Source organism: Streptomyces sp. NPDC056580, from assembly GCF_042793175.1.
Taxonomy (GTDB): domain Bacteria; phylum Actinomycetota; class Actinomycetes; order Streptomycetales; family Streptomycetaceae; genus Streptomyces.
Window position 1 is genome coordinate 35,471 of record NZ_JBHTVE010000016.1, and the last position, 23,980, is coordinate 59,450.

At 72.5% G+C, this 23,980-nt stretch carries 20 protein-coding genes and 1 tRNA gene; 17 read left to right on the plus strand and 4 right to left on the minus strand.

The window, feature by feature from the left end; genetic code table 11:
* Positions 1-114: 114 nt before the first annotated feature.
* Positions 115-2,970, plus strand: a complete 2,856-nt coding sequence (locus tag ACFQ9Z_RS31085) for a penicillin acylase family protein (protein ID WP_383026659.1) — start codon at positions 115-117, stop codon at positions 2,968-2,970.
* Between the two features lie 62 nt (positions 2,971-3,032).
* Here ACFQ9Z_RS31085 and ACFQ9Z_RS31090 read toward each other — a convergent pair whose 3' ends face one another.
* Positions 3,033-3,653, minus strand: coding sequence for a 5-formyltetrahydrofolate cyclo-ligase (locus ACFQ9Z_RS31090; RefSeq protein WP_383026663.1), 621 nt, complete (start codon positions 3,651-3,653; stop codon positions 3,033-3,035).
* 95 nt (positions 3,654-3,748) lie between these two features.
* On the opposite strand from ACFQ9Z_RS31090, the gene galU reads away from it, so the two are divergent.
* The 7 genes from galU to ACFQ9Z_RS31125 all read left to right on the plus strand — a co-directional run bounded on the left by galU (position 3,749) and on the right by ACFQ9Z_RS31125 (position 9,437).
* Positions 3,749-4,660 carry a UTP--glucose-1-phosphate uridylyltransferase GalU gene (gene galU, locus ACFQ9Z_RS31095; RefSeq protein WP_383026667.1) on the plus strand — a complete coding sequence of 304 codons (912 nt, stop codon included), beginning with the start codon at positions 3,749-3,751 and terminating at the stop codon, positions 4,658-4,660.
* Positions 4,657-5,979, plus strand: a complete 1,323-nt coding sequence (gene glp, locus ACFQ9Z_RS31100; protein ID WP_383026672.1) for a gephyrin-like molybdotransferase Glp — start codon at positions 4,657-4,659, stop codon at positions 5,977-5,979. The genes galU and glp overlap by 4 nt, the downstream gene beginning before the upstream one ends.
* Before the next feature lie 114 nt (positions 5,980-6,093).
* Complete coding sequence (gene moaC, locus ACFQ9Z_RS31105; protein WP_143631129.1) at positions 6,094-6,606, plus strand: cyclic pyranopterin monophosphate synthase MoaC; 513 nt, start codon at positions 6,094-6,096, stop codon at positions 6,604-6,606.
* On the plus strand, positions 6,603-7,118 hold the full coding sequence (locus ACFQ9Z_RS31110) for a molybdenum cofactor biosynthesis protein B (protein ID WP_383026676.1): 516 nt from the start codon (positions 6,603-6,605) through the stop codon (positions 7,116-7,118). Before moaC ends, ACFQ9Z_RS31110 begins: the two co-directional genes overlap by 4 nt.
* A gap of 20 nt (positions 7,119-7,138) precedes the next feature.
* Positions 7,139-7,765, plus strand: coding sequence for a GNAT family N-acetyltransferase (locus ACFQ9Z_RS31115; RefSeq protein ID WP_383026680.1), 627 nt, complete (start codon positions 7,139-7,141; stop codon positions 7,763-7,765).
* 185 nt (positions 7,766-7,950) lie between these two features.
* Positions 7,951-9,273 (plus strand): gephyrin-like molybdotransferase receptor GlpR, encoded by a 1,323-nt coding sequence (gene glpR / locus ACFQ9Z_RS31120; RefSeq protein ID WP_383026684.1) that lies wholly within the window; start codon positions 7,951-7,953, stop codon positions 9,271-9,273.
* Between the two features lie 90 nt (positions 9,274-9,363).
* Positions 9,364-9,437 (plus strand) — tRNA-Ala (locus tag ACFQ9Z_RS31125).
* Positions 9,438-9,486: 49 nt separating this feature from the next.
* Here ACFQ9Z_RS31125 and ACFQ9Z_RS31130 read toward each other — a convergent pair.
* Complete coding sequence (locus tag ACFQ9Z_RS31130; protein WP_383026687.1) at positions 9,487-9,963, minus strand: GNAT family N-acetyltransferase; 477 nt, start codon at positions 9,961-9,963, stop codon at positions 9,487-9,489.
* Positions 9,964-10,030: 67 nt separating this feature from the next.
* Here ACFQ9Z_RS31130 and ACFQ9Z_RS31135 point away from each other — a divergent pair, with 67 nt between their 5' ends.
* A complete protein-coding gene (locus ACFQ9Z_RS31135; RefSeq protein ID WP_383026693.1) occupies positions 10,031-10,870 on the plus strand; it encodes an exodeoxyribonuclease III in 840 nt (279 codons plus the stop codon).
* Here the strand turns inward: ACFQ9Z_RS31135 and ACFQ9Z_RS31140 are convergent.
* The gene (locus tag ACFQ9Z_RS31140; protein ID WP_383027155.1) at positions 10,854-11,474 is read right to left on the minus strand and encodes a MerR family transcriptional regulator; all 621 of its coding nucleotides are present in this window, start codon (positions 11,472-11,474) and stop codon (positions 10,854-10,856) included. The two genes, ACFQ9Z_RS31135 and ACFQ9Z_RS31140, sit on opposite strands and share 17 nt — an antisense overlap.
* A 188-nt stretch (positions 11,475-11,662) precedes the next feature.
* Here ACFQ9Z_RS31140 and ACFQ9Z_RS31145 point away from each other — a divergent pair, with 188 nt between their 5' ends.
* The 4 genes from ACFQ9Z_RS31145 (at position 11,663) to ACFQ9Z_RS31160 (ending at position 15,392) form a co-directional block, all read left to right on the plus strand.
* Positions 11,663-13,192 (plus strand): flavin-containing monooxygenase, encoded by a 1,530-nt coding sequence (locus tag ACFQ9Z_RS31145; RefSeq protein WP_383026696.1) that lies wholly within the window; start codon positions 11,663-11,665, stop codon positions 13,190-13,192.
* On the plus strand, positions 13,189-14,145 hold the full coding sequence (locus ACFQ9Z_RS31150) for an alpha/beta fold hydrolase (RefSeq protein WP_383026701.1): 957 nt from the start codon (positions 13,189-13,191) through the stop codon (positions 14,143-14,145). The genes ACFQ9Z_RS31145 and ACFQ9Z_RS31150 overlap by 4 nt, the downstream gene beginning before the upstream one ends.
* Positions 14,142-15,026 (plus strand): SDR family oxidoreductase, encoded by an 885-nt coding sequence (locus tag ACFQ9Z_RS31155; protein ID WP_383026704.1) that lies wholly within the window; start codon positions 14,142-14,144, stop codon positions 15,024-15,026. The genes ACFQ9Z_RS31150 and ACFQ9Z_RS31155 overlap by 4 nt, the downstream gene beginning before the upstream one ends.
* Positions 15,027-15,113: 87 nt before the next feature.
* The gene (locus ACFQ9Z_RS31160) at positions 15,114-15,392 is read left to right on the plus strand and encodes a hypothetical protein (RefSeq protein ID WP_383026707.1); all 279 of its coding nucleotides are present in this window, start codon (positions 15,114-15,116) and stop codon (positions 15,390-15,392) included.
* A 410-nt stretch (positions 15,393-15,802) separates the two neighbouring features.
* Here ACFQ9Z_RS31160 and ACFQ9Z_RS31165 read toward each other — a convergent pair whose 3' ends face one another.
* The gene (locus ACFQ9Z_RS31165) at positions 15,803-19,117 is read right to left on the minus strand and encodes a S41 family peptidase (protein WP_383026710.1); all 3,315 of its coding nucleotides are present in this window, start codon (positions 19,115-19,117) and stop codon (positions 15,803-15,805) included.
* Positions 19,118-19,313: 196 nt separating this feature from the next.
* Here ACFQ9Z_RS31165 and ACFQ9Z_RS31170 point away from each other — a divergent pair, with 196 nt between their 5' ends.
* From ACFQ9Z_RS31170 to ACFQ9Z_RS31185, 4 genes are all read left to right on the plus strand, one after another.
* A complete protein-coding gene (locus ACFQ9Z_RS31170; protein WP_383026713.1) occupies positions 19,314-19,913 on the plus strand; it encodes a TetR/AcrR family transcriptional regulator in 600 nt (199 codons plus the stop codon).
* A gap of 122 nt (positions 19,914-20,035) precedes the next feature.
* Entirely contained in the window at positions 20,036-22,240 is a 2,205-nt protein-coding gene (locus ACFQ9Z_RS31175) for an MMPL family transporter (RefSeq protein WP_383026717.1), read from the plus strand.
* Between the two features lie 150 nt (positions 22,241-22,390).
* Entirely contained in the window at positions 22,391-22,903 is a 513-nt protein-coding gene (locus ACFQ9Z_RS31180) for a YbaK/EbsC family protein (RefSeq protein ID WP_383026721.1), read from the plus strand.
* Between the two features lie 172 nt (positions 22,904-23,075).
* The gene (locus ACFQ9Z_RS31185) at positions 23,076-23,966 is read left to right on the plus strand and encodes an NAD(P)-dependent oxidoreductase (RefSeq protein ID WP_383026725.1); all 891 of its coding nucleotides are present in this window, start codon (positions 23,076-23,078) and stop codon (positions 23,964-23,966) included.
* The last annotated feature ends 14 nt before the right edge of the window (positions 23,967-23,980 follow it).

The window sequence follows — 23,980 nt, forward strand, 5'->3', positions numbered from 1 at the left end:
CGTCCGTGCGTGCCGGTTCCCGACTCCGCGTCAAGTGCGATCGGGCCCTGCGCCTATGGTTGCTCCAGCACTCCAGGACCGCCTGCCGCTCGCGTTAGGACAGCAAGGACAGCGATGCCCCCCAACACCACCGCCACAACGGGTGACACCGCGACGACGGGTGTCGCGCCCAGTACGTCCGGGAGGAAGAAGGGGCGTAAGGCCAAGCTCCTCGTGCTGGTGCTCGTCCTGGCCCTCGTCGGCGGCATCGCCTACGGGTCGTACTGGTCGATCAGCACGGTCCGCGCCTCCTTCCCGCAGACCAAGGGCTCGATCACGCTCGACGGCCTGTCGGGCCCCGTCGACGTCGAACGGGACGGCAACGGCATCCCGCAGATCTACGCGTCCTCCGACGAGGACCTGTTCATGGCGCAGGGCTACGTCCAGGCGCAGGACCGGTTCTACGAGATGGACGTGCGCCGCCACCTGACCTCCGGACGCCTGTCGGAGATGTTCGGCAAGAGCCAGGTCAAGAACGACGAGTTCCTGCGCACGCTCGGCTGGGACCGGGTCGCGAAGCAGGAGTACGACTCAAAGCTGTCGGCCTCCACGAAGAAGTACCTCCAGGCCTACGCCAAGGGCGTCAACGCCTACCTCAAGGGCAAGGACGGCGCGGAGATCTCCCTCGAGTACGCCGCCCTCGGCTTCACCAACGACTACAGGCCCGCCCAGTGGACCCCGGTCGACTCGGTCTCCTGGCTGAAGGCGATGGCCTGGGACCTGCGCGGCAACATGCAGGACGAGATCGACCGCGCCCTGATGACCAGCCGCCTGGACGCCCAGCAGATCGCCGATCTCTACCCGGAGTACCCCTACAGCCGCAACAAGCCGATCGTGCAGGAGGGGCAGTACAGCGAGCTGTCCCGGGCCTTCCAGCAGAGCGGCGCCGCGGCCGGCTCCCAGGGCACGACGGGCACGGGCACGGCAGGCACGGGCACGACGGGCACGGGCACAGGCGGAACCCAGGGCACCACGGGCACGGGGACGGCCCGCACGGGCACGGCCGGGACGCAGGGCACCGCCGGCTCCGCCCTCACCAGCCAGCTGGAGGGCCTCTACAAGGTCCTGGACAACGTTCCCGCCGCCGTCGGCGTGAACGGCCAGGGCATCGGCTCCAACTCCTGGGTGGTCGCCGGGAAGTACACCATCACCAAGAAGCCGCTGCTCGCCAACGACCCGCACCTGTCGGCGTCGCTGCCGTCCGTCTGGTACCAGATGGGCCTGCACTGCCGCAGCGTCTCGGCCAAGTGCCAGTACGACGTCAGCGGCTACACCTTCGCCGGTATGCCCGGTGTGATCATCGGCCACAACGCGGACATCGCCTGGGGCATGACGAACTCCGGGGTCGACGTCAGCGACCTGTACCTGGAGAAGCTCTCCGGCCAGGGCTACCTGTACGACGGCAAGGTGCGGTCCTTCAAGACCCGCGAGGAGACCATCAGGGTCGCCGGCGGTGCGGCCAAGAAGATCGTCGTGCGCCAGACCGCCGACGGGATGCCTCTGCTGTCCGACCGCGACGACGAACTCGTCCAGGTCGGCCGGCGGGCCACGGTCAACACCGCGGCCCCCGACCGCGGCGACGGCTACGGCATCGCCCTGAGGTGGACCGCGCTCGACCCGGGCACCTCGATGGACGCCGTGTTCGCCCTCGACAAGGCGGCCGGCTGGAGTGACTTCCGCGCGGCGGCCGCCCTGTTCGACGTGCCCTCGCAGAACCTGATCTACGCCGACACCAAGGACAACATCGGCTACACGCTGCCCGGCAGGATCCCCACGCGCTCCTCGTCCACCGACGGCTCCGTCCCGGTGCCCGGCTGGGACGCCAAGTACCGCTGGACCGGCTTCATCAAGCAGGACGAGCTGCCCTACGAGTACAACCCCGAGCGCGGCTACATCGTCACCGCGAACCAGGCCGTGGTCGACAAGGACAAGTACCCGTACACGCTGACCACCGACTGGGGCTACGGCACCCGCAGCCAGCGCATCACCGACCTGATCGAGTCCAAGATCAAGGACGGCGGCAGGATCTCCACCGACGACATGCGCCAGATGCAGATGGACAACAGCAACCAGATCGCCAGCCGCCTGGTGCCCAAGCTGCTGAAGATCAACCTGGACGACAAGTCGGTCCGCGACGCCCAGAAGCTGCTGGAGGGCTGGGACTACACCCAGGACGCCGACTCCGCGGCCGCCGCATACTTCAACGCCGTCTGGCGCAACATCCTCAAGCTCGCCTTCGGCAACAAGCTTCCCAAGGAGCTGCGCGTCAAGGGCCAGTGCCTGTGGGTCGACAAGACCGACAGCACCGGGCCGGTCGACGACGACGGCAAGGTGCGCGAGTGCGGTGAGCGCGACGCCGACCAGGCGCAGCCCGACGGCGGCGACCGCTGGTTCGAGGTCGTGCGCAAGCTGATGGACAAGCCGGACAGCGACTGGTGGAAGACGCCCGAGCGCGGCACGCGTCCCGCGGCGACCGACCGTGACACCCTGTTCGCCCGCGCCATGATCGACGCCCGCTGGGAGCTGACCTCCAAGCTCGGCAAGGACATCGACACCTGGAGCTGGGGCCGGCTGCACCGCCTGTTCCTGAAGAACCAGACGCTCGGCACCGCGGGCCCCAAGGCCCTGCAGTACGTCCTCAACCGCGGTCCCTGGAAGCTCAGCGGCGGCGAGGCCACCGTCAACGCCTCCGGCTGGAACGCCGCCGGCGGCTACAACGTCGTGTGGGTCCCGTCCATGCGGATGGTGGTCAACCTCGCCGACCTCGACAAGTCCAAGTGGATCAACCTGACCGGCGCCTCCGGGCACGCCTTCAGCGCGCACTACACGGACCAGACCGGCAAGTGGGCCAAGGGCGAGCTGCTGCCCTGGGCCTTCTCGGACGCGGCGGTCGGCAAGAGCACGAAGGACACCCTCGTCCTCAGGCCGTGAGCCACTGACGCACGAACGGCCCTCCACGCGCGCGTGGAGGGCCGTTCCGCGTACCAGGGGTTCTAGGCCCCAGTGAAGCGGCGCACGCCCGACGGCGTCACCACCGCGTGCACGGGCCGGTCGTGGGCCTCGGCCGGAACCCGGTCGACCACCTCGGCGTCGTAGAGCAGCACCACCAGCGCCGGCCCCGCGCCCGCGCGCTCCAGGCGCGCGAGCACCCGGTCGTACGACCCTCCGCCGCGCCCCAGGCGCATCCCGCGCGCGTCGACCGCGAGCCCCGGCAGCAGGACGACGTCCGCGCCGGTCACCGCGGCCGGGCCGAGACGCTCGCCGGCGGGCTCGAACAGGGCCATTTTTCCGCCATGTTGAATCCGCGCGAGGGAGCCGGGACCGGTGTACTCGCCCCAGTCCAGGTCGTTGTCGGGCAGGAGCGCGGGAAGCAGCACGCGCACGCCCCGCGCGCGCAACGCGTCCAGCAGCGCGAGCGTGCCGGGCTCCCCGCCGACGGAGACGTAGGCTGCCACCATGCGCGCGTCCGCCAGTTCCGGCAGCTCCAGGGCGTGCCGGGCCAGCGCGTCGGCCGCCGCCCGGACGACATCCTCCGGCAACCCGTTCCTCACCGCGAGGAACCCCCGCCGCAACGTTCGCTTGTCAGGCTCGGCCGCGCGTCCGTCGTGTTCCACTGGTCGTTCTGCACCCTTCTCTTAATCTGCTCATATGAGGGCCAATTGGCCGGAGCCGCGGATTCCCCGCAAAGGCACCGGATAAGGTTGCGGCCATGACTCAGGCGCACCCCAGGATCAGCAAGGCTGTCATTCCCGCAGCAGGCCTCGGCACCCGGTTCCTGCCGGCCACCAAGGCCACTCCCAAGGAGATGCTGCCGGTCGTGGACAAGCCGGCGATCCAGTACGTGGTCGAGGAGGCCGTGTCGGCGGGGCTCGACGACGTCCTCATGATCACGGGACGCAACAAGCGTCCCCTCGAGGACCACTTCGACCGCAACTACGAGCTCGAATCGGCGCTCGAGAAGAAGGGCGACGCCGAGCGGCTCGCGAAGGTGCAGGAGTCCAGCGACCTGGCCACCATGCACTACGTGCGCCAGGGCGACCCCAGGGGCCTCGGCCACGCCGTGCTCTGCGCGGCCCCGCACGTCGGCCAGGAGCCCTTCGCCGTGCTCCTCGGCGACGACCTGATCGACCCCCGAGACCCGCTGCTCCAGCGCATGATCGAGGTCCAGGAGCAGCACGGCGGCAGTGTGATCGCGCTCATGGAGGTGGCGCCCGAGCAGATCCACCTCTACGGCAGCGCGGCCGTGGAGGCCACCCCCGACAGCGACGTGGTCAAGGTGACCGGACTGGTCGAGAAGCCCGACCCGGCCGATGCCCCGTCCAACTACGCGATCATCGGCCGCTACGTCCTCGACCCGCACGTCTTCGACATACTCCGCAAGACCGAGCCCGGCCGCGGCGGCGAGATCCAGCTCACCGACGCCCTCCAGCAGCTCACCGAGGACGAGAAGGTCGGCGGCCCGGTGCACGGCGTCGTCTTCGAGGGCCGCCGCTACGACACCGGCGACCGTGGCGACTACCTGCGTGCCATTGTCAGACTGGCGTGCGAACGTGAGGACCTGGGCCCGGACTTCCGGACCTGGCTCCGCAGTTACGTAGCCGAGGAGATGCAGCAACGTTGAGCAGCGCCGCGACCCGCCCCGCCGGCCCGGACGACCTGTGGTCGGTGGACGACCACCTGCAGGACATCCTCGGCAGCATCCGCCCCCTCGAACCCATCGAGCTGCAACTGCTCGACGCCCTGGGCTGCGTCCTCGTCGACGACATCACGGTGCCGGTCTCCCTGCCGCCGTTCGACAACAGCTCCATGGACGGGTACGCGGTGCGGGTCGCGGACGTCGAGGGCGCAAGTGAGGAGTTCCCGGCCGTCCTCGAGGTCGTCGGCGACGTCGCGGCGGGCCCGGGCGTGCCCGTGCGGATCGGGCCCGGCCAGGCCGCCCGCATCATGACCGGCGCCCCGCTGCCGCCCGGCGCCGAGGCCGTCGTCCCCGTCGAGTGGACCGACGGCGGGCTCGGCGCGGGACCCGTCACCGGGATGCGGTCGCGCAGCCTGGCGCCCGAGGGCGCCGAGGGGCAGGTGCGCGTGCACCGGCCCGCCGAGGCACGCGCGCACGTGCGGGCCAAGGGCAGCGACGTGAAGGCCGGCGCCCTGGCCCTGGAGGCCGGCACGGTCCTCGGCCCGCCCCAGATCGCCCTGCTGGCGGCGATCGGCCGGGGCACGGTGCGGGTCCGCCCGCGCCCGCGCGTGGTCGTGCTGTCCACCGGCAGCGAACTCGTCCAGCCCGGCGAGGCACTGGCCAACGGCCAGATCTACGACTCCAACAGCTTCGCCCTCACCGCGGCCGCCCGGGACGCCGGAGCCATCGCCTACCGGGTCGGCGCCGTCGCCGACGACGCCGACGTCCTCCGGTCCACCATCGAGGACCAGCTCATCCGCGCCGACCTGCTGGTCACCACCGGCGGGGTGAGCGTCGGGGCGTACGACGTCGTCAAGGAGGCGCTGTCGTACGCCGGGGACGAGGACGAGCCGGGCAGCGGGGTGGAGTTCCGCAAGCTCGCCATGCAGCCCGGCAAGCCCCAGGGCTTCGGCTCCATCGGCCCCGACCACACCCCGCTGCTGGCCCTGCCCGGCAACCCCGTCTCGTCGTACGTCTCCTTCGAGCTGTTCGTCCGCCCGGCCATCCGCACCCTGATGGGCCTGGACGACGTCCACCGGCCCCGGGCCAGGGCCACCCTCACGGCGGACGCGCCGCTGCGCTCGCCCAAGGGGCGGCGGCAGTTCCTGCGCGGCAGCTACGCCGACGGCAAGGTGACCCCCGTGGGCGGCGCCGGTTCCCACCTCGTCGCGGCGCTGGCGCACGCCGACGCGCTGATCGTCGTCCCCGAGGACGCGGACTCCGTCGAGCCGGGCGCCGAGGTCGAGGTCGTGCTGCTGGGCTGAGCGGCCCCCAGGGGTCCTGGCCCGGTGCCCGGTCCGGCTTGGCGGTACCGTGTCGCGCACAGCAGGCCCGTGCGACCGCACCGCCACGGGCCCGGACCGGGAGCGCCACACAGCATGACTGAGCCTTCCCGGGGGGACACCCCCGGAGCCGCCGCACAGGACCGACTGACGCACATCGACGAGGCGGGCGCGGCCCGCATGGTCGACGTCTCCGGCAAGGACGTGACCGCCCGCACCGCGCGCGCGAGCGGCCGGGTACTCGTCTCGCCCCGGGTGGTGGAACTGCTGCGCGGCGAGGGCGTCCCCAAGGGCGACGCCCTGGCCACCGCGCGCATCGCGGGCATCATGGGTGCCAAGCGCACCCCCGACCTCATCCCGCTGTGCCACCCGTTGTCGGTGTCCGGTGTGAAACTGGACCTGTCGGTCGCGGACGACGCCGTGCGGATCGAGGCCACCGTGAAGACCACGGACCGCACGGGCGTCGAGATGGAGGCCCTCACCGCGGTGACGGTCGCCGCGCTCACCGTGATCGACATGGTCAAGGCGGTCGACAAGGGAGCGGTCATCACGGACGTACGCGTGGAGGAGAAGACGGGCGGCAAGTCGGGCGACTGGGGCCGGGCATGAGCGGCGGAACGTACCGCGCGCTGGTCGTCACCGCCTCCAACCGGGCCGCCGCCGGGGTCTACGAGGACAAGGGCGGCCCACTGATCGCCGAGGCCCTCCGGGGTCTCGGGTTCGCCGTCGACGGGCCGCGGGTCGTGCCCGACGGGGACCCCATGGCGGCGGCGCTGCGGGAGGCCGTGGCGGCCGGCTACGACGTGGTCGTGACCACCGGCGGCACCGGCATCTCGCCCACCGACCGCACACCCGAGGCGACCCGCCTGGTGATCGACCGCGAGGTGCCCGGCATCGCCGAGGCCGTCCGGGCGTTCGGCCGGGAGAAGGTGCCCACCGCCGCGCTCTCCCGCGGGCTGGCCGGGGTGGCGGAGCGGACGCTGATCGTCAATCTGCCGGGTTCCAGCGGTGGGGTCCGGGACGGGCTCGCCGTCCTGGAGCCGCTGCTGGTGCACGCCGTCGACCAGCTCCGCGGCGGTGACCACCCCAGACCCGGGACCGGCACTGGGGGTGCGAGCTGAACAGCGCGTCCTGGCCCGTCGTGCTGGCGGACGGCGATGTCGTCCTCCGGCCGATAAAGCTGCGCGACCAGCGGGTCTGGCGTGAGGTCAACCGGCGCAACCGGGACTGGCTGCGCCCCTGGGAGGCCACCATCCCGCCGCCCACACCGAGCGGGCCGATCACCCACCGGCCGACGTACCGGCAGATGGTCCGGCACCTCAGGTCCGAGGCCAACGCGGGCCGGATGCTGCCGTTCGTCATCGAGTACCAGGGGCAGCTCGTCGGGCAGTTGACGGTCGCCGGGATCACCTGGGGGTCGATGTGCTCGGGGCACGTCGGGTACTGGGTGGACGAGGCGGTGGCCGGGCGCGGGGTGATGCCGACGGCGGTCGCGCTCGCGGTCGACCACTGTTTCCGCACCGTCGGCCTGCACCGCCTCGAGGTCTGCATTCGCCCGGAGAACCGGCCCAGCCGCCGGGTCGTGGAGAAACTCGGATTCCGCGAGGAGGGGCTGCGGCCGCGTTATCTGCACATCGACGGGGCCTGGCGCGACCACCTCGTCTACGCGCTCACGGCGGAGGAGGTGCCCGAGGGGCTGCTCGGGCGCTGGCAGCGGGCACGCTCCGGGCGGGGGCGGCACGAGAACACCCCTCGGAATCCCGCCTGACCCGGAAATTGAATATGTGTTCGAAATTGATCGCCGGGTGACCCTTCCGGGGTCATTCAATTCGCGACTTCCGTGGTCCACTGATCGCATCGGTCGCAAAAAAAGCTCGAAATATCAGCCTGATCGTGCGACACACCGCTCCAATTGGCGGATGGCCTCACGCAAACCCCTCTACCGTGTGAGACGTGAGCAGCAGCGGCCTCATCTACGCAGTCATCGTCGGGGCCTGGGCCGCCTACTTGGTGCCGATGTGGCTCCGTAGGCAGGACGAGCTGAACGAGGCCCGTCCGACGGAACGCTTCAGCACCGCCATCCGGCTGCTGTCCGGACGGGCGGGCATGGAGCGCCGGTACGCCAAGGACCTGCGGGCGCGCTCCACCCAGGAGGGGGAGCCGGACGCCGGTGAACCGGACGCCGTCACCGACTCGGTGGACGTCCGGGCCTTCGCCATGCCTCCGACCCGCCGTCAGGTCCACGCCGAGACCGGGCCCGAGCAGGCGGACCCGGCCGAGCAGGCGGACCCGGCGGAACCGGCACGCGACCGGCCCGACGGTCAGGCGCCCCAGTCGTCCACCTCCCCGCCCAGGTCCGCCGCCCCCGCGTCCGGCTCCGCGACGGGCTCCGTGTCCGTGCCCGCGCAGGCGCAGGCGCAAGGGGAGGCACAGGCCCAGGGGCAGGCGCGGGTGCCCGCCCCCCGGAACACGGCCTCGGCGCAGGCGGCCGCAGCGCGTGCCCGGCGCTCGAAGGTGCTCGCGCGCCGTCGGCGCACCACCGTGATGCTCTTCCTCGCCTTCACCGCCGGCGCCATCGTCGCCGCGGTCGGCGGCCTCGCCTTCCTCTGGGCGCCCGGCGTGCCCGCGCTCATGCTCAGCGGGTACATCGCCTACCTGCGCATCCAGGAACGCCGCCGGTTCGCCTACCAGATGGACCGCCGCCGCGCCGAGGACGCCGCCCGCAGCCTGCGCGAGCGTCAGCCGCGCCGGCGCGCGCCCCTGGACGCCGGCCCGGCCGCCGGCGAACCGGACGAGGAGCCGGCCACCGCGACCGACCCCGGCATGTCCGCGCTCGCCGCCGACCGCCGCGCCCTCGTCGAGCAGACCGACCACGCCGAGTGGGTCGACCAGCAGCGCGAGCGGCAGCGCCGGCCCGGCCAGGGCGACAGCTGGGACCCGGTCCCCGTGCCGCTGCCCACCTATGTGACCGCACCGGTCGCGCCCCGGGCCGCCTCCGGGGTCGACCTCGGCGCGCCCGACACCTGGAGTTCGGCGCGCTCCGGCCCCCTGGTGCCGGAGCAGGACGGCGCCGCTCCGGACGCCGGGGCGGACCGGCCGGCCGCCGCCGGGGGCGGGCCGGGGGACGGTCGCGGCGACTCCGTCCCGCACGCCCGGACCCACTCGCGCGGGACCGCCTCCGGGCCGGCCGCCGCGCGCCGGACGCGGGACCGCGGACGCACCCCGCTCTTCGACCAGTACGAGGACGGCGACCGTCCGCGCGCGGCCAACGAGTGACAGCCGTCACCCCGGGAAGTCCGCCCTGACCAGTCAGGGAACGGATTTCCAAGCACCCCGACGGGGATGCTAGAGTTTCACTCGTTGCAAGGGCCTGTGGCGCAGTCCGGTAGCGCACCTCGTTCGCATCGAGGGGGCCAGGGGTTCAAATCCCCTCAGGTCCACGCATCATGAAGCCCCAGTCGGCGAAAGCCGACTGGGGCTTCATCGTGTTCACAGCCGCTTCGCGTAGCAGAGGCTCTCCTCGTGGTGGCGGTAGTAGCCGAACTTGGCGCAGGGCTCGTAACCGCTCGACGTGTACAGGGCGATGGCCTCCGGCTGCTTGGTGCCGGTCTCCAGGACCATGCGGACGCGGCCGGCCATGCGGGCGTCCTCCTCCAGGGCCGCGAGGATGCGCCGTGCGAGGCCCCGGCCGCGCATCTGCACCACCACGAACATGCGCTTGAGCTCGGCGTCGCCGTCCTCGTTGCCCTCGCCGTTGCTGTCCTGGCTGCGCCAGCCGCCGGTGGCGACCGGCCGGTCGCGCTCGTCGTACGCGATCAGGTACGCGCCCCTGGGCGAGTCGAAGTCGGTGGCGTCGAGCACCGTGGCGTCGCCGCCGTCGCCGTAGCGCAGGTGGTACTCGGCCTGGACCTCGTCGTTGAGCTTGACGGCGTCGGGGTGGTCGAAACGGACACGACGAATATTCATACTGGGCATCGTACTTCTATGCATAGGGGAAGACTGACCTCGACCAGTGTGCCGGTAACCTGCCCTGGTGCTGACTGTGACCTCGGTGAACGTGAACGGACTGCGGGCCGCCGCCAAGAAGGGCTTCGTGGAGTGGCTGGCCCGGACCTCCGCGGACGTGGTCTGCCTGCAGGAGGTGCGCGCCGAGCCGCACCAGCTGCCGGAGGAGGTCCGGCAGCCCGACGGCTGGCACGTGGTGCACGCCCCGGCCGCCGCCAAGGGGCGCGCGGGCGTCTCCCTGTACACGCGCCGCGAACCCGACCGCGTGCGGATCGGCTTCGGCTCGGCCGAGTTCGACGGCAGCGGGCGCTACGTGGAGGCCGATCTGCCCGGTGTCACCGTCGCCTCCCTCTACCTCCCCTCCGGCGAGGTGGGCACCGAGCGCCAGGACGAGAAGCTCCGCTTCATGGGCGAGTTCCTCGCGCACCTCAAGGAGCTGCGCGAACGGGCCGCCGCCGACGGACGGCACGTGCTGGTCTGCGGTGACTGGAACATCGCCCACCAGCAGGCCGACCTCAGGAACTGGCGCGGCAACACCAAGAACTCGGGCTTCCTCCCGGAGGAGCGCCAGTGGCTCACCCGGGTCCTCGCCGCCGGGGACGGCGGCTACGTGGACGTCGTGCGCGCCCTGCACCCGGACGCCGAGGGCCCGTACACGTGGTGGTCGTACCGGGGGCGTGCCTTCGACAACGACTCCGGATGGCGGATCGACCTCCACGCGGCCACCCAGGGGCTCGCGGACCGGGCGGTCAAGGCGTTCGTCGAGCGCGCGGCCACGCACGCCGAGCGGTGGAGCGACCACGCGCCGGTGACCGTGGTGTACGACCTCCAGACGCCCGCCGGGGGCCCGCTCAGCCCCGCTTGCTGATCCGCCGGTCCAGGGCCAGGGAGAGTTCCGCCTCGACGACGCTGCGGGCCAGGGGGCGCAGGCGGTGGAGGTCCTCCTCGGGGGCGTGGCGGAGGATCATGTCGGTGAAGAGGGTGGCGAGGGCGTCGGCGTGTTCGCGGACGCGCTTGCCGGCCGCCAGGACCTCCGCCAGGGGTATGCCCTCGCGGACCAGGGCGGAGGAGACGTCCAGCAGGCGGCGGCTGATGTGCACGATCTCGTCGCCGTCGGTGCCCAGGTAGCCCAGGTCCATGGCGGCGGCCAGGTTCTCCGGGGTGACCTCGCCCTCGAAGCGGGCGGCGAGTTCCTCGGGGGTGAGGCGGACCGGCTCCTCCTCGGTGGGGGCGCCGACGCCGAGGAGGTCGGCGACGTCGCGGCCCTGGTCGAGGGCCTCGGCGAGTTCCGCGATGCCGGTGAGGGTGTGGCCGCGCTCCAGCAGGGCTGCGATGGTGCGCAGGCGGGCCAGGTGGTGGTCGTCGTACCAGGCGATGCGGCCCTCGCGGCGGGGCGGCGGGAGCAGCTTGCGTTCGCGGTAGAAGCGCAGGGTGCGCACGGTGATGCCGGCCAGGCGGGCCAGTTCCTCCATGCGGTACTCGCGCGCCGCGCCGCCCTGCTCGTCCTCGTGTCCGCCGTCGTCCGTCACGGTCGCAGCCTATGTTGTACCGCCGGTAACTTTCCCTTTCCCGCCCCCTACCGCTCGGTACGCCGCTGCTCTACAGTCCCATTGCGCCAGTGTTCACTGGCAGAGTCAAGGCGATGCGTGGAGGCTTCGGGATGGCCGAGCACGAGCATGTACGGGTGGCGGTGATCGGGTCCGGTTTCGGCGGACTCGGGGCCGCGGTGCGGCTGCGCCGCGAGGGGATCACCGACTTCGTCGTCCTGGAGCGGGCCGACAGCGTCGGCGGCACCTGGCGGGACAACAGCTACCCCGGGTGCGCCTGCGACGTGCCCTCCCACCTGTACTCCTTCTCCTTCGCGCCCAACCCCGACTGGCCGCGCACCTTCTCCGGGCAGCAGCACATCCGCGCCTACCTGGAGCACGTCACCGACCTCTTCGGGCTGCGCCCGCACATCCGCTTCGGCGCCGAGGTGAAGGTGATGCGGTGGGACGGCGAGCGGCTGCGCTGGGAGATCGAGACCGCGCGGGGCACGCTCACCGCCGACGTCGTGGTCTCCGCCACCGGGCCGCTGTCCGACCCGAAGATCCCCGAGATCCCCGGGCTGGAGTCCTTCCCCGGCAAGGTGTTCCACTCGGCCCGCTGGGACCACGACTACGACCTGCGGGGCAAGCGCGTCGCCATGGTCGGCACCGGGGCCTCCGCCATCCAGATCGTGCCCGCCATCCAGCGCCAGGTCGGCCGGCTCACGCTCTTCCAGCGCACCCCGCCCTGGGTGATGCCGCGCATGGACCGCGCCATCAGCGCGGCCGAACGCCGGCTGCACCAGGCGCTGCCGTTCACCACCCGGCTCAGGCGCGGGGTGCTGTGGGGCATCCGGGAGCTGCAGGTGCAGGCGTTCACCAAGCACCCCGACGAACTCGGCCTGGTCGAGCAGCTCGCCAAGCGGAACATGGGCCGCGCCGTGAAGGACCCGGCGCTGCGCGCCAAGCTGACCCCCGACTACCGCATCGGCTGCAAGCGGATCCTGCTCTCCAGCGAGTACTACCCGGCGCTGGCCCGGCCCAACGTGGACGTGGTCGCCAGCGGGCTCAGCGAGGTCCGCGGCTCCACGCTGGTCGCGGCCGACGGCAGCGAGGTGGAGGTCGACGCGATCGTCTTCGGCACGGGCTTCCACGTCACGGACATGCCCATCGCCGAGCGTGTCGTCGGGGCGGAGGGCGTCACGCTCGCCGAGACCTGGAAGGGCGGCATGCGGGCGCTGCGCGGCGCCTCGGCCGCCGGGTTCCCGAACTGGATGACGATCATCGGACCCAACACCGGCCTCGGCAACTCCTCGATGATCCTCATGATCGAGTCCCAGCTCAACTACATGGCGGACTACCTGCGCCAGCTCGACGTGCTCGGAGGCCGCGCCGCCCTCGACGCGCGGCCCGCCGCCGTCGACGCCTGGAACCACAAGGTCCAGGAGCGCATGAAGCGGACCGTGTGGAACACCGGCGGCTGCACGAGCTGGTACCTCGACCCGAGCGGCCGCAACACCACCATCTGGCCCGGTACGACGGCGGAGTTCCGGCGCGCGACCCGGCGGGTCGACCTGGCGGAGTACGAGGTCGTCCGGCGGTCCGGCGCCTCCGTCGCCGACGCCGGCCCCGTGACCGGGCGGCAGAGCGAGGCGGCCGTATGAGCCGGACCACCGCGACGGCCTCAGGACCCTACGCCCCGCCGGTCCCGGCCCGCACCCTCACCGTCGTCTCCGCCGACGGCGCCCGGCTGCACGCCGAGGTGCACGGCCCCGAGGACGCCCCGCCCGTCGTCCTCGCCCATGGCTGGACCTGCTCGACCGCCTTCTGGGCGGCGCAGATCAGGGAGCTGGCGGCCGACCACCGGGTGATCGCCTACGACCAGCGTGGGCACGGCCGCAGCCCGGCGAGCCACGCCTGCACCACCGAGGCGCTGGCGGACGACCTGGAGGCGGTGCTCGCCCGGACCCTGGCGCCGGGGGAGAAGGCCGTCGTCGTCGGCCACTCCATGGGCGGGATGACGGTCATGGCCGCCTCCGCGCGCCCCCGTTTCCGCGAGCACGCCGCGGCCGCCCTGCTGTGCAGCACGGGCAGCTCCCGGCTGGTCGCCGAGGCGCGCGTGGTGCCGCTGCGCGCCGGACGGGCCCGCACCTGGCTCACCGGGCGCGTGCTCAGCTCGCGCGCCCCGCTCGGCCCGGTCACGCCCCTGGCGATGCGCGTCCTCAAGTACGGGACCATGGGCGCCGGTTCGGCGCCGCACATGGTGGAGGCCTGCGCGCGGATCGTGCACGCCTGCCCGCGCACCGTGCGCCATGCCTGGGCGGGCGTGCTCGCGGCGCTCGACCTCGACCACGGGGTACGGCAGTTGCGGGTGCCCACCGCGGTCGTGCACGGCGCCGCCGACCGGCTCACACCCGTCGCGCACGCCCACGCGCTGGTCGCGGCCCTGCCGCGGTGCCTCGGTCTCACCGAGCTGCCCGGCGTCGGCCACATGTCTCCCGTCGAGGCCCCGGAGCAGGTGACCGGGCGGATCCGGGAGCTCGTCACCACCTACGTCACGGGGAACGCCCCCGACTCCCACCCCAACGTCGTGCAGCAGATCAAGGAGGGCGCATGAGCAGGGTCAGCCTCGAGGGACAGGTCGCCGTCGTCACCGGAGCGGCGCGCGGCGTCGGCGAGTTGCTCGCCCGCAAGCTCTCCGCGCGCGGCGCCAGGGTCGCGCTGGTCGGGCTGGAGGAGGACGCGCTCAAGGAGGTCTCCGGGCGGCTGCACGGCGAGAGCGCCCACTGGTACGCGGACGTCACCGACCACGAGGCGATGAGCCGGGTGGCGCGGGAGGTGAAGGCGCGGTTCGGCAAGGTCGACATCGTCGTCGCCAACGCCGGGGTGGCGACCGGGGGGCCCTTCATCGACTCCGACCCGGAGGCGTGGCGGCGGGTGATCGAGGTGAACCTGATCGGATCGGCGGTGACGGCCCGCGCGTTCCTGCCGGTGCTGGTCGAGAGCCGGGGGTATCTGCTGCAGATCGCCTCGCTCGCCGCCATCACCCCGGCGCCGATGATGTCGGCCTACTGCGCCTCCAAGTCGGGCGTGGAGGCCTACGCGCACAGTCTGCGGGCCGAGGTCGGCTACCAGGGCGTCCGGGTCGGCGTCGGGTACCTGTCCTGGACCGACACCGACATGGTGCGCGGCGCCGACCAGGACGACGTCATGCGGGAACTCAGGCAGCGGCTGCCGTGGCCGTCGAACAAGACGTACCCGCTGGGCCCTGCGGTGGACCGGATCGTCGCCGGCATCGAGCGGCGCTCCGCGCACGTGTACGGGCAGTGGTGGCTGCGCGGCATGCAGGGTGTGCGCGGGTACCTGCCGGCGCTCATCGGCACCGTGGGCCAGCGGGAGATGCGGCGGTTCGCGCCGCGGCTCCAGGGGATGCGTTCCGGGCTCGTCGGCGCAGGTGGGGAGGCGGACGAGGCAGCCCGGGCTACGCTGCGTAACTGATCGACATGCGCAGCGTGTTGGGCCGTGTGAATCTGGTCGAGGCCCCACCCGGGGGCCAACCCCCACCCACTTCGGGAGTGAACCCACATGGGTATGAAGGACCAGTTCACCGAGAAGACCAGCGAGAAGGTCGGCCAGGCCCGCGAGAAGGTCGGCCAGGCCCGGGAGAAGGCCGGCCAGGCCACCCGGGAGAAGGCCGGCCAGCGCGGTCCGCAGCAGGGCCAGCGTGGTCAGCAGCAGGGCCAGCACGGGCCGCAGCAGGGTCAGCGAGGCCACCAGCAGCCTGAGCGGGGCCGCAACATGCGCGACATCGACGACTCGCAGCGGGAGATGGACGACCGCTTCGACGCCGACTACGACGCGTAGCGCTGCGCTCGGCTCCGGCCGGGTCGGCAGCTTGGGGTGCCCTCCGAGGTCTTGGGGGGCACCCCTCCCTCTGTTGTTCTGGGGGCGGGGTGTTGGGGCGGTGTGCTGGACCGTTGGCGTTGGCGTTGGCGTTGGCGTTGGCGTTGGGGGCGGGGGTGTCGGGGGTGGGTTGTCGGGTGCGGGTAGTCGGGTGCGGGTTGTCGGGTGCGGGTGGGTGGGGGCTGGTCGCGCAGTTCCCCGCGCCCCTTAAAAGATCGCGCAGTTCCCCGCGCCCCTTTGGGCCGCGCTTCGTTCCCCGCGCCCCTTTGGGCCGCGCTTCGTTCCCCGCGCTCCTTTGGGCCGCGGTTCGTTCCCCGCGTCACTTGAAAGATCGCGCACGCGTCCCTTGGGGGGCGCGGGAGTGCACGCTTCTAGGGCCTCGGTGGGAGGGGCGGGCGGGGGGCGCAGGGGACGTCGCTGTAGTCCGGGGGGGGGGCGGCGGGGTTGGTCACTAGGAGTTCCAGGGCCAGTTGGACCGCTTCGTCGAGTTGGGCGTGGCGGCCTTCGGCCCAGTCCAGGGGGGTGCGCAGGACCTCCAGGTCCGGGGTGACGCCGTGGTTCTCCACGGACCAGCCGTAGGCGTCGAACCAGGCCGCGTTCATCGGCACCGTGATGACCGTGCCGTCGCCGAGCCGGTGCCGGCCCGTCATGCCGACCACGCCGCCCCAGGTGCGCTGCCCGACGACCGGCCCCAGCTTCAGCAGCTTGAAGGCGGCGGTGATCATGTCGCCGTCGGAGGAGGTCGCCTCGTCGGCCAGGGCCACGATCGGGCCCCGGGGCGCGTTCGAGGGATACGACACCGGCTGGGCGTTGCGGGTCAGGTCCCAGCCGAGGATCGTCCGGCTGAGGGTTTCGACGACGAGTTCGCTGATGTGCCCGCCCGCGTTGCCGCGCACGTCCACGATGAGCGCCGGCCGGGAGACCTCCATGCGCAGGTCCCGGTTGAACTGGGCCCAGCCGGAGCCGCCCATGTCGGGGATGTGCAGGTACCCGCACCGGCCGCCGCTCAACTCCCGCACGACCTCCCGGCGTTTGGCCACCCAGTCCTGGTAGCGCAGCGGCCGCTCGTCGACGAGCGGCACGATGGCGATCCGCCGGGGCCGCCCCGGCTCGCCCGGCGGCGGGGCGAAGGTCAGCTCCGTCGTCGTGCCGCCCGACCCGGCGAGCAGCGGGTAGGGCCCGGTGAGCGGATCGACGGGACGGCCGTCGACGTGGGTCAGCAGGGCGCCCTCGCGGATGCCCGTGCCGGCCAGCGGCGAGCGTGCCTTGGAGTCGGAGGAGTCGCCGGGCAGGATGCGCTTGACCGCCCAGCCGCCGTGCCGTTCCACCAGGTTGGCGCCGAGCAGGCCCTGCCAGCGCTGGTAGTGGGACGGGCCCTCGTTGCGGCGGGCGGCGGTGACGTAGGCGTGCGAGGTGCCCAGTTCGCCGAGGACCTCGCGCAGCAGGTCGGCGAAGTCGTCGGGGGAGGCGACCTGTTCGACCAGGGGGCGGTACTGGTCGAGCACCGCGTGCCAGTCGATGCCGCACATCCCGGGGTCCCAGAAGTATGCGCGGATGAGCCGGCCGGCCTCGTCGTAGGCCTGGCGCCACTCGGCGGGCGGGTCGGCGTGGTGCACGATGCGGCGCAGGTCGATCCAGACGGTCGTGTCGCCGTCGCCGGTCTCGGTCGACGGCACCGCCCGCAGGTCGCCCTCGTCGACCACCACCAGCCGGGTCCCGTCCCCGCTCACCGCGAACCAGTCCATGTGGTCGACGAGTTCGGCCTTCTTCGCCTTGGCGATGTTGAAGTACTCGAGCGTCGGCCGGCCGCTGATGTCGGCCGGGTTGGCGAAGGTCTCGCCGAGCGCCCCGGAGATGGGCCAGCGCAGCCAGACCAGGCCCCCGCCGGCCACCGGGTACAGCGCGGAGTACTTGGAGGCGACCACCGGGAACGGCGTCACCCGGTTCTCCAGACCCTCCACCTCCACCGTGACCGCGCCGCCCTCCCCGCCGCCCTCGTCCTCGAGCGGGTCGAGTCCCCCGGCGGCCGGGCGGCCCTCGGGGTTCAGGGCGAACGGGGAGGGCGTCGCCGAGGAGAGCGGGACCAGATAGGGGCGGCAGCCCAGCGGGAAGGACAGGTCGCCGGTGTGGACGTCGTACACCGGGTCGAAGCCGCGCCAGGACAGGAAGGCGAGGTAGCGGCCGTCGCGGGTGAAGACGGGGTTCTCGTCCTCGAAGCGGCCGTTGGTGACGTCCACGATGTGCCGGTCCTTGATGCGGGCCAGCTTGATCTGCCGCAGGGTGCGGCCGATCCCCGGGTGGGACCAGGTGATCCAGGAGCCGTCCGGGGAGAAGGCGAGGTCGCGGACGGGCCCGTTGTCGGACCGGATCAGCTCGGTGACCAGGCCGTCCGGGACGGCGGCCGCCGCCCCGCCGCCGGGGTCCCCGGAGTCCGCCGGACCCTCGGCGGCGCCCTCGCCGGCTGCCTCCTCCTGCGCGTCCCCGACGTCGATCAGCAGCAGCCGTCCGTCGTGGGAGGCGACGGCGAGCCGTTCGCCCAGCGGGTCGGAGACCATCTCCAGGACCCGGCCCAGCTCGCCCCGGGCGAGCCGGCGCGCGGCGCGGTCGCCGGAGGCCCGGGGCAGCCGGGCGATCTCGACGGCGTCCTCGCCCTCGGCGTCCGTCACGTACGCCACCTGCCCGGTCGTGCCGAGCATCTCCGGCAGACGGACCCGGACCCCGGGAGTGTCGGTGATGGTGCGGGACGGGCCGTCCCGGTGCGTGAGCCAGTACAGGCTGCCCCTCACCACGATCGCGCTGGCCCGTCCGGTCTCGTCCACGGAGATGCCGTCGACGTTCAGGGCGGCGGGCACCTGGTGCCGGCGGCGCCCGGCGCGCGGCCCGTCCAGCCGGATGTCGAGCCTGCGCGGCACGGCGTCCGGGGCGAAGTCGTCCACGAGCCACAGGTCGCCCGCGCACTGGTAGACCACCCGGGCGCCGTCGGTCGAGGCGTGCCGGGCGTAGAAGGCGTCGTGGTCGGAGTGGCGGCGCAGGTCGGAGCCGTCGTAGGCGCAGGAGTAGAGGTTGCCGACGCCCTCGTGGTCGGAGAGGAAGGCGATCCGTCCGCCGACGAACATGGGCGAGTGCAGGTGCCCGCCGATGTCCGGCAGCAGCCGCCGGCCGTGCAGCCAGAGCCGGCCCATGGCGCCGCCCCGGTAGCGCTTCCAGGAGGCCGGCTCGTGCGGCGGGGTGCCGGTGAGCAGCAGGCTCCGGCGTTCGCCTTCGATGTCGGCGACCTGGATGTCGGAGACCGGGCCCCAGGGCAGTCTGCGGCCGGGCGCGCCGTCCGTGGTCAGCTTGTAGGCCCAGGTGAAATAGGAGAAGGGCTCGCCGTGGGAGGTGACGGCGAGGATGTCGCCGTCCGGTGTCCAGCCGCAGACCCGGGTGTCGGCGCTGCCCCAGTACGTGAGCTGCCGCGACGGTCCGCCGTCGACGCCGACGAGGTGGATCTCGGGCACGAGGCCGCGCCAGGAGGCGTAGGCGATGCGGCCGCCGTCGGGCGAGAAGCGGGGGTGGCCGCACTTGGCGCGGTCCACGGTGAGCCGCCAGGCCCGGCCGGGGGTGCCGAGGGGGGCCAGCCAGAGGTCGTCCTCGGCCACGAAGCACAGCTGCTCGCCGTTGAGGTGGGGAAGGCGCAGATAGCTCACCCTTCCCATGCTTTTCCGGGTACGGGGGCCCAGCAACCGGAGCCGACCGGAAGCGCCCCGGCTCCTTATGGGAATCCGACAGGCGTGACCCAGCACACGAACGAAACCGTTTCGTTTCGCTTGGGGCCGGGGTACATTCGTCGTGTACGAAACCGTGTCGTTCCAAGCGGGCAGCCGCACCGGGAAGGTGAGAGACATGACTGAGGCCGCAACCGCGCGTCGCAGTCGGATCACGCCCGAACGCGAGGCCGAGTTGTACGCGGCCGTGCTCGGCCTGCTCCGCGAAGTCGGCTACGACGCCCTCACCATGGACGCCGTCGCCGCTCGCACCCGGTCCAGCAAGGCCACCCTCTACCGCCAGTGGGGCGGCAAGGCCGAGCTGGTGGTGAAGGCCATCCGGCACGGCAAACCCGACCGGATCGGTGAGATCGACACGGGCACGCTCCGTGGCGACCTGCACGCACTGGTACGGCTCGAGGACGACTGCACCATCGAGCAGAACTCGGCGCTCATGCGGGGCGTCGCCATGGCGATGCACAACAACCCCGACCTGCGCGAGGCCTTCCGGGCCCAGCTCGTGGAGCCGGAGATCTCCGGCTTCCACCAGGTGATCCGGCGCGCGATCGACCGGGGCGAGGTCCGCCCCGACTGTCCCGCGCTCGACTTCCTGCTGCACATGATGGTCGGCGGCTTCGCGACCCGCGCGCTGCTCGACGACCAGCCGCCCACCCGGGCCTTCCTCACCTCGTACATCGACGCCGTGGTCCTCCCCGCCCTCGGCGTCACCCCAGCCTGATCAGCTTGATCATCCCCTGATCGCTCTCCCCGCAAGCCCACCATCTGACGTCACCGCTCACGTCGTCGGGCTGATCGCCCCTGCCCTGATGAACCCCACGACCTGACCGGGAGTACGCCCTCGTGGCCACGTTCCTCTACAAACTCGGCCGGCTCGCCTTCCGGCGACGGCACTTCGTCGCCCTCGTATGGGTCGCGCTGCTCACCCTCGCCGGGGTGGGCGCGGCCTCCGCGCCGCCCGCCGGCAGCACCTCGTTCTCCATCCCCGGCACGGAGGCCCAGAAGGCCTTCGACCTGCTGGAACAGCGCTACCCCGGGATGAGCGCCGACGGCGCCACCGCGCGGGTCGTCTTCAAGGCGCCGGACGGCGAGAAGATGACGGACAAGGCGAACAAGGCGGCCGTGAACCAGGCGGTGAAGGAGCTGAGCAGCGGCTCCGAGGTCGCCTCGGTCGCCGACCCCTACGCCGGGCACGCCGTCAGCAAGGACGGCACCGTCGCGTACGCCTCGGTGAAGTACAAGGTCTCCGGCATGGAGCTGGAGGACTCCGCCAAGGACGCCCTGAAGGACGCCGCGCAGAACGCGCGCGACACCGGCCTGACCGTCGAGATCGGCGGTGACGCGCTGACCGCGACCCCCGAGACCGGCTCCAGCGAGGTCATCGGCATCGCGATCGCCGCGGTCGTCCTCGTCATCACCTTCGGCTCGCTGCTCGCGGCCGGGTTCCCGCTGCTGACCGCGATCATCGGCGTCGGCATCGGCGTCTCCACCATCACCGCGCTGGCCAACGCCCTGGACCTGGGCTCGACCACCTCCATCCTGGCCTCGATGATCGGCCTCGCCGTCGGCATCGACTACGCCCTGTTCATCGTCTCCCGCTACCGCGCCGAACTCACCGAGGGCCGCGAGCGCGAGGACGCGGCCGGCCGGGCCGTCGGCACGGCGGGCTCGGCGGTGGTCTTCGCCGGCCTGACCGTCGTCATCGCGCTCGTCGGCCTCTCCGTGGTCAACATCCCGATGCTGACCAAGATGGGCGTCGCCGCCGCCGGCACGGTCGCCATCGCGGTGCTGATCGCGCTCACCCTGATCCCGGCGCTGCTCGGCTACGCGGGCCGCAGGATCAAGCCGGCCGGCGAGAAGAGCAGGCTGCTCGGCGGAGGCCGGACGCCGAAGAGGCCGGGCCGCCCCAACATGGGCACGCGCTGGGCGAGCTTCGTCGTGCGCCGCCCGGTCGCCGTGCTGCTGCTCGGTGTGATCGGCCTCGGCGCGGCGGCCGTCCCGGCCGCCTCCCTGGAGCTGGGCCTGCCCGACGACGGCTCCCAGCCGGTCTCCACCACCCAGCGCCGCGCCTACGACCTCCTCTCCGACGGCTTCGGCCCCGGCTTCAACGGCCCCCTGATGGTCGTGGTCGACGCCAAGGGCAGCGACCACCCCAAGGCGGCCTTCACCGAGGTCGGTGACGAGATCAAGGGCCTGAAGGACGTCGTCACGGTCACCCCGGCCACGCCCAACAAGGCGGGCGACACCGCGACGATCACCGTCGTCCCCGACTCCAAGCCGTCGTCGGTCACCACCGAGGACCTGGTGCACGCCATCCGCGACAAGGGCGCGGACATCACCTCCGCCACCGACGCCAAGGTGCTGGTCACCGGCTCCACGGCGATGAACATCGACGTCTCGCAGAAGCTGAACGACGCCCTGCTGCCCTACCTCGCCCTCGTGGTCGGCCTCGCGTTCCTGCTGCTGATCGTGGTGTTCCGCTCGATCCTGGTCCCGCTGAAGGCGGCCCTCGGCTTCCTGCTCAGCGTGACGGCCGCCCTCGGCGCCGTGGTCGCGGTCTTCCAGTGGGGCTGGCTGTCGGGCCTGACGAACGTGGAGGAGACCGGCCCGGTCATGTCGATGATGCCGATCTTCATGGTCGGCGTGGTCTTCGGACTCGCGATGGACTACGAGGTGTTCCTCGTCACCCGGATGCGCGAGGCCTACGTCCACGGGGAGAAGCCCCAGCAGGCCGTCGTCACCGGCTTCAAGCACGGGGCGCGCGTGGTCACGGCCGCCGCCGTCATCATGATCGCCGTCTTCTCCGGCTTCATCGGCTCCAGCGAGTCGATGGTGAAGATGATCGGCTTCGGCCTCGCCGTGGCCGTCCTCTTCGACGCGTTCGTCGTCCGCATGGCCGTCGTCCCGGCGGTGCTCGCGCTGCTCGGCAAGCGGGCCTGGTGGCTGCCGAAGTGGCTGGACCGGGCGCTGCCCAACGTGGACGTCGAGGGCGACGGACTGCGCACCGGCGCGGACCGCGACGCGGGCAAGGAGCTGGTAAGCGCCTGACGTACCGCTTCTCGTGAAGACCGGCCGGTGAGGGTTCCGTGGGGACGGGGCTGCCCTCACCGGCCTCTTCCGTTCACCGCGGAGGGCGGGCGCGCCGGCCGGTGACAACCCGTTCGCGCGCGCCGTGCGGGCGCCGCTAGCGTGCGGGTCATGACGACAGCAGCCACTGACGCCGAAGAATCCGGAGCCCACCCCCGTTTCGCCGAGGCCCTGCGCGCCCTCGGCCTCGACGAGGTGCTCGCCCGCGCCCGCCGCTTCCCCGAGGGCACCCGGACCGCCGCCGAGGCCGCCGCGGCGGTCGGCTGCGCGCTGAGCCAGATCTGCAAGTTACTGGTCTTCGCGGCCGACGGGACGCCCGTCCTGGTCCTGATGGACGGGGCCTCGCGGGTGGACGTGGATCGGGTGCGCGCGGAGCTGGGAGCCGCGAAGGTCACCCGGGCCGACGCCGGCCTGGTCCGCGAGACCACCGGGTACGCCATCGGCGGCGTGCCGCCCTTCGGGCACCGCACCCGCACCCGGGTCCTCGCGGACCGCTCGCTGCTCGCGCACGAGGTGGTGTGGGCGGCGGCCGGGACCCCGCACACGGTCTTCCCGATCGAGCCGCGGGCACTCGTCGCCCACGCCGGCGCCGACCTGGTGGACGTGCGCGAGCGGACCGGGTGACGCCGCCGGTCACCACCGGCGCCCAGCTCCCCGCCGGCCGTGGCGTCGGACTGATGCCGCGGGCCGGAGAGGGTGGATAAGGAACGGCCCGGAGTGGAGACCCGTACGAAGACGACCGGGGACCACGAGGATGGGAACCCGGGGACACGAACCGTACGACAGGGAGCCGTCCATGACCGACAAGCCGACCGTCGCCGTGCTGGGCACCGGCATCATGGGTGCCGCGATGGCCCGCAACATCGCCCGCGCCGGACTCGGCGTCCGGGCCTGGAACCGCACCAGGGAGAAGGCCGAGCCGCTGGCCTCGGACGGCATCCGGGTCACCGGCACGCCCGCCGAGGCGGTCGAGGGCGCGGACGTCGTGCTCACCATGCTCTACGACGGCGGCACCGTCCTGGACGTCATGCGCGAGGCGGCGCCGGGGCTGCGCTCCGGGGTCTGCTGGGCGCAGTGCACCACCGTCGGCACCGAACTCGTCGCCGACCTGGCCCGGTTCGCGGGTGAGCACGGGCTGGTGTTCTACGACGCCCCCGTGCTCGGCACCCGCGAGCCCGCCGAGGCCGGTCAGCTCACCGTGCTGGCCGCCGGACCGGAGGAGGGCCGCGACACGCTCGCGCCCGTCTTCGACGCGGTCGGCGTCCGCACCGTGTGGACCGGCGACGACGGGGCCGCGGGCAGCGCCAGCCGGCTGAAGCTGGTCGCCAACAGCTGGGTCCTCGCGGTCACCGCGGCGGCCGGCGAGGCGCTGGCCCTGGCCAAGGCGCTGGACGTGGACCCGCACGACTTCTTCGGCCTCATCGAGGGCGGACCGCTCGACATGGGGTACCTGCGGGCCAAGGCCGCCCTGGTGCTGGAGGACAAGCTGAAGCCCGCCTCCTTCGCCGTGGCCACCGCGGAGAAGGACGCCCGGCTCATCGTCCAGGCGGGCGAACAGAGCGGCGTACGGCTCGACGTCGCCGCGGCGGCCGCCGAGCGGTTCGCCCGGGCCGCCGCCCAGGGCCACGCCGACGAGGACATGGCCGCCGCCTACTTCGCCAGCTTCGACGACGAGCCGGCGCGCTGAGGACCGCACCCGCA

What these genes read in the sequence shown, in the direction of transcription:
- ACFQ9Z_RS31085 (WP_383026659.1), top strand. Translation starts at nt 115, where the DNA reads ATGCCCCCCAACACCACCGCCACAACGGGTGACACCGCGACGACGGGT.
- galU (WP_383026667.1), top strand. Translation starts at nt 3,749, where the DNA reads ATGACTCAGGCGCACCCCAGGATCAGCAAGGCTGTCATTCCCGCAGCA.
- moaC (WP_143631129.1), top strand. Translation starts at nt 6,094, where the DNA reads ATGACTGAGCCTTCCCGGGGGGACACCCCCGGAGCCGCCGCACAGGAC.
- ACFQ9Z_RS31110 (WP_383026676.1), top strand. Translation starts at nt 6,603, where the DNA reads ATGAGCGGCGGAACGTACCGCGCGCTGGTCGTCACCGCCTCCAACCGG.
- ACFQ9Z_RS31130 (WP_383026687.1), bottom strand. Translation starts at nt 9,963, where the DNA reads ATGAATATTCGTCGTGTCCGTTTCGACCACCCCGACGCCGTCAAGCTC.
- ACFQ9Z_RS31140 (WP_383027155.1), bottom strand. Translation starts at nt 11,474, where the DNA reads ATGGAGGAACTGGCCCGCCTGGCCGGCATCACCGTGCGCACCCTGCGC.
- ACFQ9Z_RS31145 (WP_383026696.1), top strand. Translation starts at nt 11,663, where the DNA reads ATGGCCGAGCACGAGCATGTACGGGTGGCGGTGATCGGGTCCGGTTTC.
- ACFQ9Z_RS31150 (WP_383026701.1), top strand. Translation starts at nt 13,189, where the DNA reads ATGAGCCGGACCACCGCGACGGCCTCAGGACCCTACGCCCCGCCGGTC.
- ACFQ9Z_RS31155 (WP_383026704.1), top strand. Translation starts at nt 14,142, where the DNA reads ATGAGCAGGGTCAGCCTCGAGGGACAGGTCGCCGTCGTCACCGGAGCG.
- ACFQ9Z_RS31160 (WP_383026707.1), top strand. Translation starts at nt 15,114, where the DNA reads ATGGGTATGAAGGACCAGTTCACCGAGAAGACCAGCGAGAAGGTCGGC.
- ACFQ9Z_RS31170 (WP_383026713.1), top strand. Translation starts at nt 19,314, where the DNA reads ATGACTGAGGCCGCAACCGCGCGTCGCAGTCGGATCACGCCCGAACGC.
- ACFQ9Z_RS31180 (WP_383026721.1), top strand. Translation starts at nt 22,391, where the DNA reads ATGACGACAGCAGCCACTGACGCCGAAGAATCCGGAGCCCACCCCCGT.
- ACFQ9Z_RS31185 (WP_383026725.1), top strand. Translation starts at nt 23,076, where the DNA reads ATGACCGACAAGCCGACCGTCGCCGTGCTGGGCACCGGCATCATGGGT.